Origin of the sequence: Fictibacillus phosphorivorans, from assembly GCF_001629705.1 — a bacterium.
GTDB lineage: Bacteria > Bacillota > Bacilli > Bacillales > Fictibacillaceae > Fictibacillus > Fictibacillus phosphorivorans_A.
Genome location: NZ_CP015378.1, coordinates 1,952,087 through 1,970,558, shown reverse-complemented (window position 1 = coordinate 1,970,558; position 18,472 = coordinate 1,952,087). Strand labels below are relative to the sequence as shown.

The following is an 18,472-nucleotide window of genomic DNA, read 5'->3' as shown; positions in this document are numbered from 1 at the left end:
TTATAACTGATGAAGCAGGTGGGGGAAGTGCGTATGATAAAACAAATGGAACGCTCATTATCCGATTTATTAGCTTCTGGAAAAGGGGTATATGGTTGTTCTTTATTCGATTTTAATACAAAAGAGAATTTTACTTACCACGAAAATGAATCATTCTATGCTGCTAGTATAATAAAGGTTCCTATTATGGCAGCTGTTTTTGCACATGCATTTGAGGGGAAATACCGTTTGAAAGATAAGGTATATATACAAGATGAAGACTTTGTACCGGGGGACGGTGTTTTGAAGCATTTGTCTGCAGGAATGGAATGGACAATTCATGATTTACTTGTTCTGATGATCATTGAAAGTGATAATACGGCTACAAATGTTTTAATTGATTTAGTAGGAAAAGAAAATGTACATGCTTACATGAAAGAATGGGGATTTAAAACAAGCCACCTACATCATAAGCTACAAATTTCACCGGATAGAATACCTGGTGAATTCAATGTAATTACACCTCATGAAATTAATGCGTTTTTAATCCTTATTGCAACAGGTAGAGTTGTATCCATAAAAGCATGTGAAATGATGATCAATATTCTTAAACAGCAAAAAATGAATGATTTACTTCCACGTTACCTTCCTGCTAGCGAGGGTCCTATCGGAATGATTCCGAATTGGGAAGCAGCTCACAAAACAGGTTATGTTTCCGGGGTGGAGCATAATGTAGGGTTATTCTATTTTCCGGGTCATACATATGCGATCTCTGTACTAAGTAAGAATGTTCCAGACCGAAATGAACCTAGAGTGATTATGGGACAAATCGGACATTTATTATTCAATACATCCAAAAATAAAAAAAGCTAATGGATTTGATCATCCATTAGCTTTTTTATGTTAGCAAATTGAATCTGTAGGTTTTGGATTCTTTAATCCGAACATTGGTCGAATGAAAAGAGCTAAATACGTTCCTAGCATAGCCATAACTGCCCATACCCAGCCATGCAGACTAAATGATGCAATCCCGCTAAAGTACGCACCAATGTTGCAGCCGAAAGCTAAGCGAGCACCATATCCCATCATTAATCCACCAATTATAGATGCACCGGCAATACCAGGTTTAATCTTTCCTGGTTTGAACGTACCTTGGAAAGAAGCTGAGATAAACGCACCAAGAATTATACCGAAGTTCATCACACTCGTTGGATCAGTGAGAACACTTTTTGTAAGAGCTTCGCCATTCTTTCCGTCAAAATAACCCCAAGTTGATACGTCAACACCTGTTGCCATCATAGCTTTACCGCCCCATAATGCAAATGCTGATGTGATACCCCATGGACTACCTTTTACAGCTAATGTTAATGCGTTTAATAGAGCGAGCACAATTGCAGCTGTGAACAATGGCCAAGATCCACGAAAAACCTTTTTCCAACCAACTGTAGTCGGAAGTGGCTTCATCATAGGTGGTTGTTTCTTTTTAGCTATTTTTACAGTAATCCAATAAATGAGTGCAAATAATCCTAACTGAATCACTAAAGCTCCAAAATAACCGAATCCAGGAATCTGATTTAATGAGAGTGGTGGAAGAGAGGGTAAACCCATCCAAAATGTGAAGTGATAAGCTCCCAATACAGACCCTGCAATAAATGAGATTAGGGTTAGAATCATTGATGATGATCCACCGCCTAAAGAATAAAGGGTTCCTGATGCGCATCCGTTTCCGAACTGCATCCCGATTCCGAACAGAAAAGCACCAACTAAGATACTAACTCCAACGGGTGATACATTTCCTGTCGGTTCACTACCTGTAAAGGTAAAACCAGTACTAAAAATAATTGCAAATAATACGGATGCAACGGCTAACATCACCATATGAGCCTGAAGTCCTTGAACGTTTCCGACTGAAACCAGTCGACGAAATGCTGAAGTGAATCCAAATCGTGCATAAAGTAGAGCCCCGCCAAGTGCTAGCCCAATAAGGAAAAGACTGCCTTGTGTCCAATTTGCAACGTTAACTGTAAATAAAAGCAGAATGAAGGCAGCAAGAACGCCTAAAAATACGTACGTTTTTTGCATAGGCTGTAATTTTGTTACGACTGTTGTAGGCTGAAATGCTCGTTGTTTATTTGAAGAAGTATAAGTTTCTGTTTGTTCCATAACTATAAAACCTCCAAATCCTATGAGTTATGTCGGATTTAAAGCATTATACTACGAATTCAATCATATGAAAAGTAATTTTGTTTTATTCCACTATTGTCCATGTCCAGATGATAAGAACTTACATCAAATAATAGGAATAGGGATGAAGGGAGACTTTAAAATGGGTAAAAGAAGAAATAAATTTCATAGCAATTGCTTTTCGTGCGATGATGATTTACAGAGAGCGGGTTTAGGATCTGGGATAGCAGTAAAAGAATCATCATTTCAAGCCCTAACAACGACGACAACAACATTTCCAGTACTTATAACTCTTGATGACGCAGTAACAACTACAGGTATTGAATTCTTAAGAAACGGTGTATCATCGGGACTACAAACAACAACGGGTGGAATTTATGATATTGCTTATATTGTTAGTTCTACAGTAACGACAACAACAGGTGTAGCAAATACATTGTTATTTGAACTTGTAACAAGCACAGGGAGGGTCATTGCAGACTCAACAGCTACTCAATTTTTCCCTGCAGCGTCAGTGGCAGGTTTTTCAGCAAATACAAACTTAGAATTAGCATTAAATGCCCGATTATTTCCGGGTGAGTCAGTATCAATTGTACTAAGATCTATAACACCATTAATATCTGCAGGTACGATTACTATCAATACAGCGTCATTATTTATTTCACCAACACCAACGATTGAAGAGTTTAGAGATGAATCAACCACGAGCTGTTTTATAGAGTCGAGTATTCAACCATGTAAAAAATCCAGTTTGTTCAATGGTCACAGAAATTCTCAGTATAGAAAAAGATAATATAAGAATTTTAAAATTTTTGCTGCGTCTAATTTAAGATGTGGCAATTACATAAAATCCTAAATTTTTCATTCTGTCTCACTATCTTAAGTAATCTTTGGTTTTGAGACTTATTCCATTATGCTTCACATAGGTGCCGAGAATAGATATTATGTAAACTAATAAAGAATGAATTTTAATGTGCTTACTTACCTTACTTCATCTGTTTCTTCTTCTTTCATTCATTAGAATTAGTTTATCTGCGATTAAGTGTCTATGTGGTACAAATATAAACCCTACTCGGAAACTGTTCATCCAACGTTTATGGAAATATTGTAAAAGATACCTTTCTTGTATAAAAACGATTGGTAGATAAATAATACCCTTGTGCTTTCAATTTATAAATTAAAATTGTAAGTTCTTTGGAGTACCGATGTTAAAATTAAGGAGGATATTAATTTGAAAAAGAAAATAATGAGTTGGTTCTTATTGATTTTCATGCTTACCCTTCCACTCTCGAGCAATGTTTTCGCTTCTGAGAATTCAGGAAGTAAAAAGGATATTGTTCAAACAGCAACAGACGCAGGAGATTTTAAAGTACTTGTTGCCGCACTACAAAAAGCCGGACTTGTTGAGACACTCAAAGGTGCTGGACCTTATACTGTATTTGCACCAACAGATCAAGCGTTTGGAAAACTGCTAAAGGATTTAAACATCACAGCAGAAGAGTTATTAAACAGAGAAGATTTAAAAAACATTCTGCTTTACCATGTCGTTCCAGGAAAAGTATTGTCAAGTGATCTCAAAAATGGAATGAAGGTAAAAACGTTAGCTGGTAAAGAAGTAACAATTTCACTTAATCCCGTTAAAATAAACAATGCCACTGTGGTTACTCCGGATATCGAGACATCCAATGGTGTAATTCACGTAATCGATACAGTTTTATTACCATAAAGGTGCCTCAGCGGCCTTTAAAGTCAGAGTATTTTTCTTATGGAAAACTACTCTTTTTTTTAGGCTAAATACAACTTTTTTAGCAAGTTCACTTTTCCCCCCCACTAATAGAACATTTGTTCCCATGTCGAGTTTTTGGCACTTTTCGCAACAAAAAGACGCTATCTTAATTGACAGCGTCTAAAAAAAATCTATTTCATTAACTTTTTAATGATTTTCAAACCATGTTTAGCGTTCGGGTATCGAAAACTAAAGTCGAATTTGTTCGTTTGGTTGAGCACACTTTTGTTATGAGAAAACGCAACGAAACTGGACTCACCGTGATAACTTCCAATCCCGCTCTCTCCTACCCCGCCAAAAGGCAGATATGGCGTGGCGATGTGCATCAATGTGTCGTTGATCGATCCACCACCAAACGAGATGTTATTCACCACTTTTTCTTCTACCTCTTTGTTAATTGTAAACAGGTATAGTGCAAGCGGTTTTGGGCGTTCAACAACAAAATCGATTACTTCATCAATGCTTTCATATTCCATGACTGGAAAGATGGGTCCAAAGATTTCATCACTCATTACAGGTGAAGAAGTATCAGATGGAACTATTAAAGTTGGTTCGATCTTTTCACTGGTTTCGTCGTATCGACCACCTAAAAGTATCTCGCCTTCTGATAAGTAACTTTTTAAACGATTAAAATGACGATCATTTACGATCTTACCGAATTCTTCATTCTGAAGTGGGTTTTCGCCGTAAAATTCTTTTATGACTTCTTTAAATGTATCAATGAATGGTTGACGTATGTTTTTGTGTAAATAGATATAATCTGGTGCTATACACGTTTGACCAACGTTCGTAAATTTTCCGAAAGCTATTCGCTTCGCAGCAAGTTTAAGGTCTGCTGTTTCATCTACAATACAAGGACTCTTGCCACCTAGTTCTAATGTAAGAGGAATAAGTCTCTTACTTGCCGCTTCCATCACGATTTTACCTACAGGAACGCTTCCTGTGAAGAATATATAATCTAATGGTTGATCGAGTAAGATTTGATTGGTTTCAACCCCGCCTTCTACGACTGCGATAAAATCAGGATGATAGTATTCTTTGATAAGTTCATTCAATAGTTTTGACGTTTGTGGCGTAAGTTCAGATGGTTTTAAAATGGCCGTATTTCCCGCTGCGATCGCACCGATTAACGGAGCTAGTTGCAGTTGAAACGGATAGTTCCATGGCGCGATTATTAATGTGACGCCATAAGGTTCAGCGATGGTATAACCTTTTGATCCGATATGGGTTTTTGCTGTTTTTACTTTTTTAGGTTCCATCCATTTTTTTAGATGTTTTTGAGTATGACGAATTTCTTCTAATAAAAAGCCAATCTCCGTTGTGTAAGCTTCTGCTTCTGATTTATTTAAATCTGTCTTTAATGCATGAAGAATTTTCGCTTCGTTGTTTCGAACAAGCTTTGAAAGGTTGTTCAAAGCCTTCATACGGAATTCATATGATCGAGTTACACCGCTTCGAAAGTAGGTTCTCTGAGCTTGTACAAGTTTATCGATTGATTCCTTTGTGCTTTCTTTCATCGTGTTTGGCTGATTCAAGCTTTACGCCTCCTACAACATAAATTTAAGTGTTTAAACTTATGAACATGTATTAGTGAAATCACTATAATATGTTTATGATAGGTAGTCAATGATTTTGACTTTTCTCATTCGTTATTATGATACATTACTAAAATAACCTTTTAAAAAGAGAACTAAACAAAAAAGACCCTCTCCATGTAAAAGAAAGGGTCTGCTTAATAAGTAATTTTAGTCTTGCTGAACGGCAGAAACTTGCCATTCTACACCATATTTATCTTTTACTTGGCCATACGATGGGCTCCAGAATGTTTCTTGTAGAGGCATTGTTACTTTTCCCTCTTTAGAAAGTTTCTCAAAAACTTGTTTTGATGATTCTACAGAATCGATATGAATGGCGATGGTAACTTGATTTCCGACTGTATAAGGCATTCCAGGAAAATTATCGGAAAGCATCATAACGGTATCGCCTACTTTAAATTGAGCATTCATGACACGGTCTTTCGCTTCTTCAGGAAGTGGATGATTGGGATCCTCTGGCATATCTCCGAATGTTTGAAGTGAAATAAGTTCTGCATTCAATGCATCAACATAAAACTGCACTGCTTCTTTACCTTTACCATCAGTTACTACATAAGGATTCACTGCTACAATCATTTTTAGCACCTCATCGTCTCATTTTTTCGACACAAGAACATTTGTTCGTTTTTATTTTACCAAATCTTTTTCCTTCTTGCTACCATTTTTATATTTCTACTAAAGATGAATTACACCTTCTTATGAAATAAAAAAAGAGAACCACTAAGGCTCTCTTTTATCGTCATTATTTTAGATCAATACTATAAATTCCGAATCCATTTGCATCTGTTTTATTCGTATATTGTATCTTACCTGTCTCACTCGTATATTTTTGACCGTTCGGCGAAGATAGGAACGTTACGTTAGCATTTCCGCTGATGGGAGCGATGGACCAGTTGTTGTCAGCTGTAGGCGTGATCTCCTTCATCTCCGTGATGTAATCCATCAAAATTTGTCGGTTTTCATCAGCTGAATCAACTACATATTCGCTACCTTTTACTCCAGGGAAGTTTCCGCCTCCACCCGCTCTATAGTTGTTCGTTACTACAATAAAATCTTGGTTAGGGTCGATAGCTTTTCCATCATATGTTAGATTTACAATTCGATTGCTGTCAGCATTGATCACTGCTCCGTTTTTATCATACTTAGGAGCTTTCGTAACATCGACTTGATAATTAACACCGTCAATTACGTCAAAGTTATAAACAGGGAAACCTGCATCTAAGAGTTCTTGTGCTTCTGTTTTGGTAGGATCTATGGTCTTGAATTTCCCAGCGGACATTTCTAACCATTCTTTAACAACAGAACCTTTTACTTTTAGCGCTTTTAACGTATTGTCATAAAGATAAAGGTCACCTGCACTGCGAATCGTAAGTGGTCCTTTTTGAATCTCGGTAAATTCAGTTACACCATTTCTTCCTGCTTTAAATGGAGCTCCAACTGAGAGTATAGGAAGATCTTTATATTCTGGCTTGTTTAATGAGATGTATTTTTCTACATACCATTTTTGAGCGTTCGTTACAACTTGTACAGATGGATCATCTTGAACAAGCGCAAAGAAGCTATGAATATCATCAGTTGTTGAGCCGATTGGTGTGTTCACGTACTTAATCGTAGCTTCATGAGCATTTTTAACCGTGTTAACCACTTTTTCATCTGGTTTAACGGCAGCTGCACTTCTTACAGAAGATTGTGAGGAAACTATTTTCCATCTTCCACGATCTTGTTGAAGGGTTAAATCGATCAGACCAAGTGAGCCTCCACCATATCCAGCTTGTACTGCGGGTACACCGTTTATTGTACCTTTTGCATTATCAACGCCAGGAAGAACATTACCTTTTGCGTCTTTAAACAAGGCATCTAGTGATTTCTCATCAGCTGCTGGGAAAATTTTATGTGTGTGCGAGAATGTAATAGCACTAATTCCTTTTACTTTGCTAAGTGAATAAATAACATCTTCTGTATTCGTTTCACTTCCATTAAAGCCAGAGTGAGCTTGTGCGATAATGATGTCTGCACCTTTTTTCTTCATTTGCGGGATGAACTTTTCTGCGCTTTCAATGATATTCTTTGTAATTACTTTTCCATCAAGATGAGATTTATCCCATTCGTTGATCTGTGGTGGTACGAAACCAATGTATCCGATCTTCAAAAGCTTCGGTCTGCCATATTCATCTCTAACGAATTTCTTTACAATTTTGTAAGGTGTATATTTGTTAACGTCATTTTTTGGATTGTTATCTTTATCATCTACATATACGTTAGCGTTTACAAAAGGAAAATTAGCATCATCGTACGTTTCTGCTAGAAAATCAAGACCATAGTTGAACTCATGATTTCCTAGTGTTGCCATATCATAATCCATGAGATTCATAGCTGCGATGGCTGGATGAACTTCACCATCTTTTAGCGGGGAGATCTTTGCTTTGTATGTACCAAGTGGCGTACCTTGAATCAGGTCTCCATTATCAACTAGCACACTGTTTTGACTGTACTTTAAGTCTTCTCGAGCCGTTTTAACAAGTGTAGCAGTCTTTGCTAGACCAACGTTTTCAGATGTTGCATTTTTGTAATAATCAAAGTTTAATAGGTTTGTATGAATGTCTGTTGTTTCCATGATTCTGAGGTTAACTTTACTTTTGTGTTTTGCTGGTGTTTTAGCGATGGCTTGGCCTGCTAGAGGTGAACTTAAAAGACTGATAGCTAGAGTAAGTGAAGCGACTTTCTTAACATTTTTATTCACAACAATAACCCCTTTGTTTCATATGATTGAGACTTTTTGGTCCCAAGGAAGATTATAGTCTTCCTTTTCTGATAATACTAGCTTGTTTTTTCAAGATTCTGTGCTTTCTTACACAACATGTATCTTTTCATCGTATACATATAGTATAGTAGTTATGTAGTACCCATTAAATTCCATTAAACGAATTGAAAGGAATGAAGAAAATGGCAAAATCAAAAGCAAAGAAAATGAGAGAAAGAATAGTTCGTGAAGGTAAACGAAATCCTACTCATGATCGAAGCGCATTTGCTCATCAAGAGATCTATAATTGGATGACAACAAAGACAACAAAATCGAAAAGGGAAAAACTTAACAGCATCAAACATAAGAAGCGGCTATCATCCACTGGTTACAATGAGGATCATAGCCGCTCTTTCATTTATACAGCTTGCTTCTGATTTTGTTGAACGTGAGAAACAATCACTTTTTTAGACTTTGTGTTAAATAATAAATTCAGTAGAACAGCCATCAAACTTCCAGCTACAATTCCGTTTTCAGTAAGTATTTGAATACTTTCCGGAAGTCTGCTGAACAGTTCAGGTTCTACGGTTACCCCTAACCCCATTCCTACTGAACAAGCAATGATCAGAAGATTTTCTTGTTTAGCGAGGTTCACTTCACTTAGCATTTTGATACCTGAAGCAAACACCATTCCAAACATGGCAACCATTGCTCCTCCCATTACAGCTGTTGGGATTAAAGTCGTAAGTGCAGCAACTTTAGGAATTAAGCCAAGGAAAATCAACATCCCCCCTGCAACATAGATCACCTGTTTTGCTTTTACTCCCGATAATTGAACAAGGCCTACGTTTTGTGAATAAGTCGTATAAGGAAATGCATTAAAGATTCCACCTAAGATGATGGCAAGACCTTCTCCTCGATACCCTTTTGTTAAGTCTCTCGGTGTTAAGTCTCTATCGCATATCTTTCCTAAAGCCATAAATACACCTGTTGACTCAATCAAACTAACGATAGCAACTAATATCATGGTGATGATCGCACCAAGTTCAAAGGTAGGAACTCCAAAATAAAAAGGCGTTGGCATGTGAACCCATGATGCTTTCATAACCGGTGTGAAGTCAACCAAACCAAGGAATACAGAAACGATAGTTCCCGCTATGAGGCCGATCAAGATAGAGACAGAACGAATGAAACCTTTAGAAAATCGATATAAAAGTAAGATGAATGCTAACACACCAAAAGAAAGCAATAAGTTTTGTGCTGAACCAAAGTTCTCGCTTCCCGCTCCGCCTGCCATGTCTTTAATTGCAACGGGTATTAAAGTAATTCCTATTATTGTTACAACAGTTCCCGTCACGATTGGTGGGAAAAGCTTAAGAATTTTTCCAAACGCTCCAGCAAAAATAACTACGAATAGACCTGCTGCAATGATGGAACCGTAAATGGCACTCATTCCATATTGTCCACCTATGGCAATCATCGGTCCTACTGCTGTAAAAGTACATCCAAGAACAACGGGAAGACCTACTCCGAAAAAGCGATTCTGCCAAACTTGGATTAGTGTTGCTAGGCCACATGTTAAAAGATCGATCGCTACTAAATAAGCTAACTGTTCCGGAGATAATTTCAATGCACTTCCTACGATCAAAGGTACGATCACTGCTCCTGCATACATAGCAAGAACGTGCTGGATCCCAAGAGAAAACACTTTACCCTTCTTCATGATGACATCACCTCAGATAGAATGAACGTTATCCCCTTCGTATCCATTTCTTTTATTCTTGCGATTGATTCAACGCGATACCCCTGATCCTCAAGCTTTTGACGACCAACTTGAAACGATTTTTCAATCACGATACCAAATCCAGCAATGGTAGCATGTGCTTGATCTACAAGTTCAGCTAGACCGAGTGCAGCTTCACCATGTGCAAGGAAATCATCGATGATTAACACCCTATCACCGGGTTGAATGAATTTCTTTGCAACAGAAATTTCGTTTTGTTCTTGTTTGGTAAATGAATAAACGCTCGATGTTAATAATCCATCTGTTAAAGTTAACGATTTCTTTTTTCGCGCAAAGACGATAGGTACGGAAAGTTTCAATCCCGCGAAAACAGCAGGTGCTATACCTGAAGATTCGATCGTTACAATTTTCGTAATTCCTTCATTCTTAAAACGATCGGCAAATTCAGTACCTATTTGCAGCATGAGTTCTGGGTCGATCTGATGGTTTAAAAACGAGTCTACTTTTAAAACGGACGGTGACAATACAATTCCTTCATCACAAATTTTCTTTTCTAAAAAATTCATTTTTCCACCCCATTGTTTGATTTACACACCAAAAACCGGAGAACGACTTCTCTCTGAACGAGTGAAGCAATTCTCCGGTTAAATAATCGGAACACATAAATAGCCCAATACATCTATAGAAAGATGCATGGAAAGTTTGCGTCACTCGTAGTCAAACCCTTAACGGGGGTTTGGTAGAAACTTGCAGGCCATATCCCTGCGATTATACGAGCTGTATGAAGTTAACTCACATTATACGTTAAAGGCTTTAAAAAGAAAACCTCTTTAAGCCACTTTACTATTTTTACTGTTCTTAGACGTATATTTATAAAAGATAGGATATACCATAAACCCTAGGAAAAATAACCCGATTCCTAAAGCGAAGGTCTTCACATCCGATGTTCCGGAAATAATAACCCAACTTGAGTAGATGAAAGCCAATAATGCAATCGCTCCATCTTTTATGCGAGAACCTTTAATTTCGTTATAGGTTTCTCCACTGTAGACAAGCTTTAAAAAGTAAATCGCTGAAATCAAATACGGAATTAAATATGCTAGCGTTGCCGAAGTGGTTAAGAACGTGTAAGCTTCACCGATCGTACCTGATATCGTAGAAAAGATAAAAATTTGAGACATGATGTTGGTTACTGCTAATGCGTTCACCGGGCTTCCATTCTTATTCACTTTTGCGAAGATAGCGGGAAATACGCCTGATTTAGCTGCTTGATAAGGAACTTCCGAACTTAACAGAATCCATCCGATTGTTGAACCGAACAAAGAGATAACAGCTAACAATCCCATTAAGGAAGCTCCCGTATTTCCGATTAGTACGGATAATACATCAACGAATGGTTTGTCTGAACTCATGAGAACTTCTCGAGGCAAAACGTTCATCGTTAGTAATGTCGTAATCATGTAGATGCTAAGTGCAATCAAAAGACCTATGATCGTAGCTTTTTTAACATCTCGTTGCGAAGAAGCTCTCCCCGATAAGACAACAGCTGATTCGATCCCAACAAAAGCCCATAACGTTGCAATGGCCGCCATATTAATCTGACTTCCAAGACCATGAGAGGTCCCTTCATTGTCTATAATTGGGAAGTAAGCATCAGCAAAGATGGTTGACTCAACAGCGAAAAGTGCAGCGACTATAAACAACATAAATCCGATTACTTTTGAAGCCGTTGCCACAAAGTTAAGTTTACCTGCTCCGTTCATGCTCTTGATTAAAATAAAATGAGTAAACCATAGAAGTGCCGTACACACGACAAATGTAATTAGCTTTCCTAACTGAATGTCTTGGTTAAGTACCGTTCCGATAACCTTTTGACTTCGCATCATAGGGAAAAACGTTGACAAATATCCTGCAAAACTTGTGATGATTGCGACATTGCTGATCCAATTCGCGACCCAATATCCCCAAACCATGCTGAATCCTGCTACATTTCCGGCTTTTGGATTGGAGAATAAAGCTCTTGCGTAGCTCTGAGGTCCTGCAGTTAATTCTGGTTTTCTTATAGATAGCGAGCCAAAGACTAACGCGATCATTAATACGCCAAACCCGGTAACTGCCCATGCAGCTGTGACACCAAGCGGACTAGCTGTTTGAGCTAATGTGTTCGGTAACATAAAAATTCCCGACCCTACCATGTTTCCAACGACAAATGCCGTTAGCAGCCACACGCTCCAATTATTATTTCTCATGATGTAAGTACCTCCTGTTGATATAAAGCCAATAAAAAAACACGTATGGAAACGCCCATACGTGAATATAATCAGCATCCTCCAAAAATCTCTCATAGCTCAACGCAGAAAGTTCTGCGACAGTTCTGCACTTGTTCAATGCAGCCCCAATGGGTTGTTACGTGGATATCAACCCATTTCGGCATTAATTCCTTTTAAACTGTTGTCAAAAGCACCACTTGCCTCTAACAGTTCTACTCATAATTCATGCGACCTCTACCTCACAGAGATTAATGTGAGGACTTTTATTTAATTCATTTAGTGTAACGTTTTGTAGATTAACAGATTGTTCTTGTTGCGTCAATGTTTATTCATTATTTATAATCCGAACTTTGCCTGATGGTCTCGTATACTCTTTTTCCGAGTAATGCGTATCCTTTTTCGTTAGGATGAAGTTTGTCAGAGAAATAATCACGTTTGTTCTTGTCGATGAAGAGGTCATCTGTACGTATATAAGCCGTATTTTTATTTTTCTTTGTAACTTCAATCGTAGATTGATTCCAATTGGATACGGTCTCATTAACAACAGCCATATCACTCCATTCAGCTTTGGGGTTATAAATCCCCAATATATAGATGGTCTTCGGATTTTCTTTATTTTGTAACTGTTGTATGATCTGGTTCAAGTTCTCCTTATAGATTTCCTCGTTCGCTGCTAGTTCTTCACTGTTGAATTTTGTTAGATGATCAGTGCTTTTAAGAAAATCATTCGTTCCAATATTGATAAAAATGACATCAGAGCTTTTAGCTGTTTTAGCTATCTCTGGATTTTTCAACCGCTTACGCAAGTCTGTGCTTGTATCATTGGGAACTCCAAAGTCATGAATCACAAGCTGTTTTTCTAAATCTTCTTCGTACCGTTTTTCAACATCTCCTATATATCCATTATCTTTTGTATCGCCTAATCCATAGGCGAGAGAATCACCAAGTGCTGTTACTTCCATTTCTTTAGAGTTTAGCGAGTACACGCCAAAAGCAACCCCTATCAAAACGATGATACAGATTGAGGTAACCATTGTGATTTTCTTCATGTTTTCTCCACCGGCTTTCTAGTTGTTTATTCTAAGTATGTATCAGGGGGAATTTCTTTAGACCCGCTTGCATTATTGGTATTCATACCTGTTTTGGTAAGCTTTTAAACAAAAGATATTTATCAGTATTGAAAATGGGTCAAAAAAAAGACAACAGGAATAAATCATGTTGTCTTAAGTGGATTATGTTAACCTTTGTGATATCAAATCTGCAACAAGAATATAGCGCTCGGGTGATGCACCTATAAAATCAAAAGGATAACATGTGGATATAGTTAAAGTTGCTCTCGGTTTAGGTACGATGACTGTCCTGTCATCTTTATCAACGATACGTACATGTCTAATTTTATAGGTAAAGGTACCTGCTGACGTTTCTACGATCAACTTGTCACCTTTGCCTACTTCACCTAACTTGCGGAAAACAGTATCTCTATGTCCAGAAAGAACCGAATTATCCTGTTCTCCTGGTAAGACACTTTTCTCAAAATGACCTACACCTCTTTCTAACTCCTCTTCATCCGTTCCATGAAAAATAGGTAGTGTAGCATTTAGTTTTGGTATGAGCAAGTTTCCGATATTCTCGCCTTTTTCCGGTCTTATAGAATAAAGGAGTTCTTGATTTAAGTTATGTTTATGCTGTTTTGAGGATTTTTCCGTACTCTTTACAATCTTTGTCTGACCAGTTTGAAAGAGCATATACCCTTTAACAAATGTGTAAGCATTTTTTGTACTGAACCAAAATCCGAGTAAAATAAAAACAAAAGAAAAGATAAAAATTATCTTTCGAGAGTTAACTTTTGTTTTCATTAGATTCTTTTAACGCGAAATCTTCTAAATAAGTATACACCTGCCGCTAACACAACTAATCCAATTAAGGAGTTCTCTAAAGAGTTTGTAGCGGTTTTAGGAAGTTCTCCGCCTTTCACTGTTTTTACAGGTGGGCTCGATTTTTTCGGTGCTTCAGAAACAATCTTTTCAACTTTTTTAATATCTTTTCCTGTTTCTTGGATCAGTTGAGATCCAAACATTTCAGCTGTAATGCGTATATCTGCTAATAGTTTTCCATTCAGATTATATATTTCCATGATAAGATCATTTCCATTTGTCGTTTCCATCTTCATTAATGTCTCCATGGAAACAGGTTGTTTTTGTCCATCAACAACTAGATAATACTTTGTCTCAAGTTGTAATAGTTGTTTCATCTCAGAAAAGATGGAAAGAAGTTCAGCAACTTGTTCGGAAGTAAGTTCGTCTGCTGTTTCAAAATCTTCAAACGCCATCATTCTTTCAGCAAGAGTCATCATCTGATCAAGGAAAACTGGATCTTCCCAATTCAGAGTCTCCATATGAGTCAAAAGATTTTCTATTTCTGTTTCTGTTAAATCAATCTCTGTAAATAGATCCTCGATATCATCACCTAAATAGTCATCGCCATTAATATAATAATCAACGACTCCTTCAAGATCTTCAATGTATTCGTAGTTTTCACGTGAATCATCATTTTCTTTTAATAAAGCATCCAGTTCTGCAAGAGAAGCTAGGTTGTAATCTTTTAATAGCTGTTGAAGGTTTTCATCATTAATAAGAGTCCCTTCCCAGTCGTCTCCATTTATATAATAATCAACCGACCATTCTAGGTGTTCGATATATTCATAGTTTTCACGTGAATCATCGTTTTCGTTTAATAAAGCATCCAGTTCTTCAATGGATTCTAAATTATAATCACTCAATAATTTTTGAAGGTTTTTATCGTCTATAGGTGTGCCGATCATAAAATCAACTTCGTCGAACAATTCCTCTTCAAAAATAATGTAGGTTCCATCAAGAACGTCTTGTCCTTCTTCAATATTTCCATATTCCACAAGAAGTTCATTAAGTCTATCGCGGCTAATATCAAACTCTTTTAACACAGATTGAACACCTCTTTCTGATAGAGGCGTACCAAGTTCATCTACCGATTCAAAATCTCTTAGTGTCCAATCTTTGCTGTTTAAATAAGCAACAAAATCCTTGGAATTCCACCCAATCTCTTGTAAGAACGCTTTATACTCTTTGTCGTTTGCATTAATCGCGAACGCTGACAATGGCAAAATGCCGAGGCTAATTGTGATAGCCAATAAGAAAGTTACAACCTTTTTCATCCCTGACCCCCAGAAAACTTGTTTAATATAATTTCTAGAAAATTATACTGCCAAAATCTCCTTTTGCATACCAGTTTTTTATTTAATAGAGAAAATAAATGTTATCTATTTTTTAATATCAATTGCTTATTATCGTTAGTTATTCCACCTAATATATAATGTTCAATATTTCTTCATTGTAAATACCTTCAACTTTGTTTACGATAAAAGTAACTTCTTTTTATTTAGTAAAAATTCTACGAGGTGAAAAATGGTTAAACAAAAAAAGAATAAGGCTTATGTAAACAGCTCAAAGAAAAAGAACAACTCGTCTCCTGTTTGGTTGTTTTGGACGATTGGTATTTTGACTCTAGGGTTGATCATCTTTCTGTTCAGCGGTGCTCTTGATAATGACACATCTACAGCTGACATTTCCTATGAGAAACAACCTTACCTAGGTGAGAAAGATGCAACTGTTAACATTATTGAATTTGGGGATTACAAGTGCCCAGTTTGTAAGAGTTTTAATGAGTCATTCTTTCCGCTTATTGACAAAGAATTAATTCAAACAGGCAAAGTTAAATTCTATTTCTTAAACTATCCATTTATTAATGTGGATTCAAAACGATCTGCTATTTTCGGAGAAAGCGTTTATAACGAATTAGGAAATGAAACGTTTTGGAAGTTTCATAAACTTTTATATGAAAAGCAGCCTGAGGATCAAAGTTTAGAGAAACAAGACATTTTCACTGAAAAATTCTTATCAGAGACACTTGGAGAAGTTACATCTGAAGAAAATGTTAAGAAAGTAACAGCAGATTGGGAAAGCAAAGCAAATGAAAACGCAGTAAAAACTGACGAAGGACTTGTTAGTGACCTTGGCGTCACGGGTACGCCGACATTGTTTGTTAACGGTAAAAAATTTGAAGGTACATCCATTGAGGATCTAGTAAAGATGGTTGATGACGCTGCGAAGGAGAGTAAATAAAGGTGGGTAATAAACCTTTATTGTTTGCTTGGATTACATCGATCGTCTCTATGATAGGAAGTCTTTTTTTTAGTGAAGTCATGAAGTTTGTGCCATGTAATTTCTGCTGGTACCAAAGGATTTTAATGTATCCGTTAGTTCTTTTGCTCGGTGTAGCCTTCTATCATCAAGACCGAAAAATTACACGCTATGCCCTGCCTCTTTCCATCTTGGGCATGATTGTTTCAAGCTATCATTTTGCTCTGCAAAAAATCCCAGCACTTAAAGCTTTTGAAATGTGTACATCAGGTGTCCCTTGTTCTGGTCAGTATATTAACTGGCTCGGATTCATCACCATCCCGCTATTAGCTTTAGTTGGATTTACAATTATCACCATTTGTATGGTATGGATGAGAAAGCAACCGAATTAATTCGGTTGCTTTTTCTTTTGGTCTTACAATTAAAAATGAGCCGGTCCTTAAAAACGACCGGCTCATTAAGTTTTATGAAATTAGTTCAAATCAACGTTATGATACACTTGCTGCACGTCTTCTAAATCTTCTAAGGCATCGATTAATTTCTCAAACTGAACCTGTGATTCTTCTGTCAATTCCACATCGTTTTGTGCAAGCATCGTAAGTTCTGCAACTGTAAAATCTGTGATACCCGTATTTTTAAATACTTCTTGTACAGCATGAAACTGATCAGGTTCAGCGTATACGATAATGGATTCATCCTCTTCAATAACATCTCGGACATCTAAATCGGCTTCCATCAGCAATTCCAAAACATCTTCAGCGGATTTTCCTTCGAGACCAATAACAGCAGTTGCATCAAACATGTATGATACAGCACCAGAAACACCCATGTTTCCATTATTTTTATTAAAAGCAGACCGGACTTCTGCAACTGTTCGATTCACATTATTCGTTAATGTATCGACAATAATCATCGATCCATTCGGACCAAAGCCTTCATAACGTAGTTCGTCATAATTTTCATCAGAACCGCCTTTTGCTTTTTCGATGGCGCGGTCGATGATGTTTTTAGGTACACTATATGTTTTTGCTCGCTCTAACACGACTTTTAACGATTGATTGGATTCCGGATCAGGTTCACCCTGTTTTGCCGCCACATAGATTTCGCGACCGAACTTAGCGTAAATTCGGCTCGTATTAGCGTCTTTTGATGCCTTCTTTTCTTTAATATTGTTCCATTTACGTCCCATATTGCTCACTCTCTTTCAACTTTAAATCTATGTAGAACATTATACATCAACTTAACTAATATTTAGTAGTATAAGAGTCAAAACAAAAGCAACCCGGTAAACAGGTCGCTTAATCCTATAGTCCGTATTTGTAGATTCTTTCTGGTCTGCCAACGCCTCCGTATGTAATATCGGCTTTGGCTTTTTGTTCTGAAACCAGATATTCTAAATATCGCCTTGCTGTCGTACGACTAACTCCTGTACGATGCCCCAAATCTTCTGCAGTAAATCCTTGTTCGTGCTTCATCAGAATAGATAATATTTTATCTAACGTGATTGGATCAATACCTTTTGGTAAGAAAAGCGGTTCAACCTCGACTTTTTCACGTTTTAGTAAGGAATCAATCACGTTTTGATTGATCTCTTTATCAGCTGATAATTGAACAATGGATGATTTATGCTCGTTAAATTGGATTAGTGTATCTTTAAACCGCTGAAAGATGACTGGCTTGACAATATAATCAAAGATACCATCTTCTAAAGCGTATTTTAACGTGTTGACTTCTGTTGCAGCAGTTACCATGATCACTTCGATTCCTCGAAATTCACTTCGAATCCATCTTAGTAGATCAAGTCCATTCATATCAGGAAAAAAGATATCTAAAATAACTAAATCAGGTCTTAATATAGAGATCTGTTCTTTTGCCTCTTCCTCGTTTAATGCGATTCCACATACCGAAAAGCCTTCTACTTTTTCAACGAATCTTTTGTTAATCTCGGCAATGCGAATGTCGTCTTCAACGATAAATACTTCCCATGAACTCATGATGT

18 protein-coding genes and 2 riboswitches are annotated in these 18,472 nt (G+C 37.1%); of the genes, 6 read left to right on the top strand and 12 right to left on the bottom strand.

Annotation, left to right across the window (positions count from 1 at the left end; all coding sequences use genetic code 11):
- Positions 1-33 precede the first annotated feature (33 nt).
- Positions 34-852, top strand: a complete 819-nt coding sequence (locus ABE65_RS10000) for a serine hydrolase (RefSeq protein WP_066394264.1) — start codon at positions 34-36, stop codon at positions 850-852.
- A gap of 30 nt (positions 853-882) precedes the next feature.
- On the opposite strand, the gene ABE65_RS09995 is transcribed toward ABE65_RS10000, so the two are convergent.
- On the bottom strand, positions 883-2,142 hold the full coding sequence (locus tag ABE65_RS09995) for a YeeE/YedE family protein (protein ID WP_066394262.1): 1,260 nt from the start codon (positions 2,140-2,142) through the stop codon (positions 883-885).
- Positions 2,143-2,305: 163 nt separating this feature from the next.
- Between ABE65_RS09995 and ABE65_RS09990 the strand changes: the two genes are divergently transcribed.
- Together ABE65_RS09990 and ABE65_RS09985 are read left to right on the top strand one after the other, a co-directional pair.
- Positions 2,306-2,956: a hypothetical protein gene (locus tag ABE65_RS09990; RefSeq protein WP_066394259.1), complete on the top strand. Its 651-nt coding sequence runs from the start codon at positions 2,306-2,308 to the stop codon at positions 2,954-2,956.
- Between the two features lie 438 nt (positions 2,957-3,394).
- A complete protein-coding gene (locus ABE65_RS09985; RefSeq protein ID WP_231887877.1) occupies positions 3,395-3,889 on the top strand; it encodes a fasciclin domain-containing protein in 495 nt (164 codons plus the stop codon).
- Positions 3,890-4,080: 191 nt separating this feature from the next.
- On the opposite strand, the gene ABE65_RS09980 is transcribed toward ABE65_RS09985, so the two are convergent.
- The 3 genes from ABE65_RS09980 to ABE65_RS09970 form a co-directional block, all read right to left on the bottom strand.
- Positions 4,081-5,466, bottom strand: a complete 1,386-nt coding sequence (locus tag ABE65_RS09980) for an aldehyde dehydrogenase (protein ID WP_066400001.1) — start codon at positions 5,464-5,466, stop codon at positions 4,081-4,083.
- Positions 5,467-5,694: 228 nt separating this feature from the next.
- On the bottom strand, positions 5,695-6,120 hold the full coding sequence (locus tag ABE65_RS09975; protein WP_066394257.1) for a VOC family protein: 426 nt from the start codon (positions 6,118-6,120) through the stop codon (positions 5,695-5,697).
- A gap of 166 nt (positions 6,121-6,286) precedes the next feature.
- The gene (locus ABE65_RS09970) at positions 6,287-8,284 is read right to left on the bottom strand and encodes a bifunctional 2',3'-cyclic-nucleotide 2'-phosphodiesterase/3'-nucleotidase (RefSeq protein WP_269148787.1); all 1,998 of its coding nucleotides are present in this window, start codon (positions 8,282-8,284) and stop codon (positions 6,287-6,289) included.
- 203 nt (positions 8,285-8,487) lie between these two features.
- Between ABE65_RS09970 and ABE65_RS09965 the strand changes: the two genes are divergently transcribed.
- A complete protein-coding gene (locus tag ABE65_RS09965; protein WP_066394251.1) occupies positions 8,488-8,721 on the top strand; it encodes a hypothetical protein in 234 nt (77 codons plus the stop codon).
- Here ABE65_RS09965 and ABE65_RS09960 read toward each other — a convergent pair.
- From ABE65_RS09960 to ABE65_RS09935, 6 genes are all read right to left on the bottom strand, one after another.
- Positions 8,703-10,007 carry a nucleobase:cation symporter-2 family protein gene (locus ABE65_RS09960; RefSeq protein WP_066394249.1) on the bottom strand — a complete coding sequence of 435 codons (1,305 nt, stop codon included), beginning with the start codon at positions 10,005-10,007 and terminating at the stop codon, positions 8,703-8,705. The genes ABE65_RS09965 and ABE65_RS09960 overlap by 19 nt on opposite strands.
- Positions 10,004-10,594: a xanthine phosphoribosyltransferase gene (locus ABE65_RS09955; protein WP_066394248.1), complete on the bottom strand. Its 591-nt coding sequence runs from the start codon at positions 10,592-10,594 to the stop codon at positions 10,004-10,006. The genes ABE65_RS09960 and ABE65_RS09955 overlap by 4 nt, the downstream gene beginning before the upstream one ends.
- 128 nt (positions 10,595-10,722) lie before the next feature.
- A riboswitch (purine riboswitch) is annotated at positions 10,723-10,824 on the bottom strand.
- A gap of 34 nt (positions 10,825-10,858) precedes the next feature.
- Positions 10,859-12,280 (bottom strand): amino acid permease, encoded by a 1,422-nt coding sequence (locus ABE65_RS09950; RefSeq protein WP_419471049.1) that lies wholly within the window; start codon positions 12,278-12,280, stop codon positions 10,859-10,861.
- Between the two features lie 84 nt (positions 12,281-12,364).
- Positions 12,365-12,543: riboswitch (Lysine riboswitch) on the bottom strand.
- Positions 12,544-12,630: 87 nt separating this feature from the next.
- Entirely contained in the window at positions 12,631-13,347 is a 717-nt protein-coding gene (locus ABE65_RS09945) for a GDSL-type esterase/lipase family protein (RefSeq protein WP_066394239.1), read from the bottom strand.
- A 183-nt stretch (positions 13,348-13,530) separates the two neighbouring features.
- Positions 13,531-14,154 carry a class D sortase gene (locus ABE65_RS09940; RefSeq protein ID WP_066394236.1) on the bottom strand — a complete coding sequence of 208 codons (624 nt, stop codon included), beginning with the start codon at positions 14,152-14,154 and terminating at the stop codon, positions 13,531-13,533.
- Entirely contained in the window at positions 14,154-15,488 is a 1,335-nt protein-coding gene (locus ABE65_RS09935) for a processed acidic surface protein (protein WP_066394224.1), read from the bottom strand. Before ABE65_RS09935 ends, ABE65_RS09940 begins: the two co-directional genes overlap by 1 nt.
- Before the next feature lie 250 nt (positions 15,489-15,738).
- On the opposite strand from ABE65_RS09935, the gene ABE65_RS09930 reads away from it, so the two are divergent.
- On the top strand, positions 15,739-16,455 hold the full coding sequence (locus ABE65_RS09930) for a DsbA family protein (protein ID WP_066394222.1): 717 nt from the start codon (positions 15,739-15,741) through the stop codon (positions 16,453-16,455).
- Positions 16,456-16,457: 2 nt separating this feature from the next.
- A complete protein-coding gene (locus ABE65_RS09925; protein ID WP_082861374.1) occupies positions 16,458-16,865 on the top strand; it encodes a disulfide oxidoreductase in 408 nt (135 codons plus the stop codon).
- Positions 16,866-16,945: 80 nt separating this feature from the next.
- On the opposite strand, the gene ABE65_RS09920 is transcribed toward ABE65_RS09925, so the two are convergent.
- Positions 16,946-17,662 carry a YebC/PmpR family DNA-binding transcriptional regulator gene (locus ABE65_RS09920; protein WP_066394220.1) on the bottom strand — a complete coding sequence of 239 codons (717 nt, stop codon included), beginning with the start codon at positions 17,660-17,662 and terminating at the stop codon, positions 16,946-16,948.
- A 115-nt stretch (positions 17,663-17,777) separates the two neighbouring features.
- On the bottom strand, positions 17,778-18,467 hold the full coding sequence (locus ABE65_RS09915; protein WP_066394217.1) for a response regulator: 690 nt from the start codon (positions 18,465-18,467) through the stop codon (positions 17,778-17,780).
- Between the last annotated feature and the right edge of the window lie 5 nt (positions 18,468-18,472).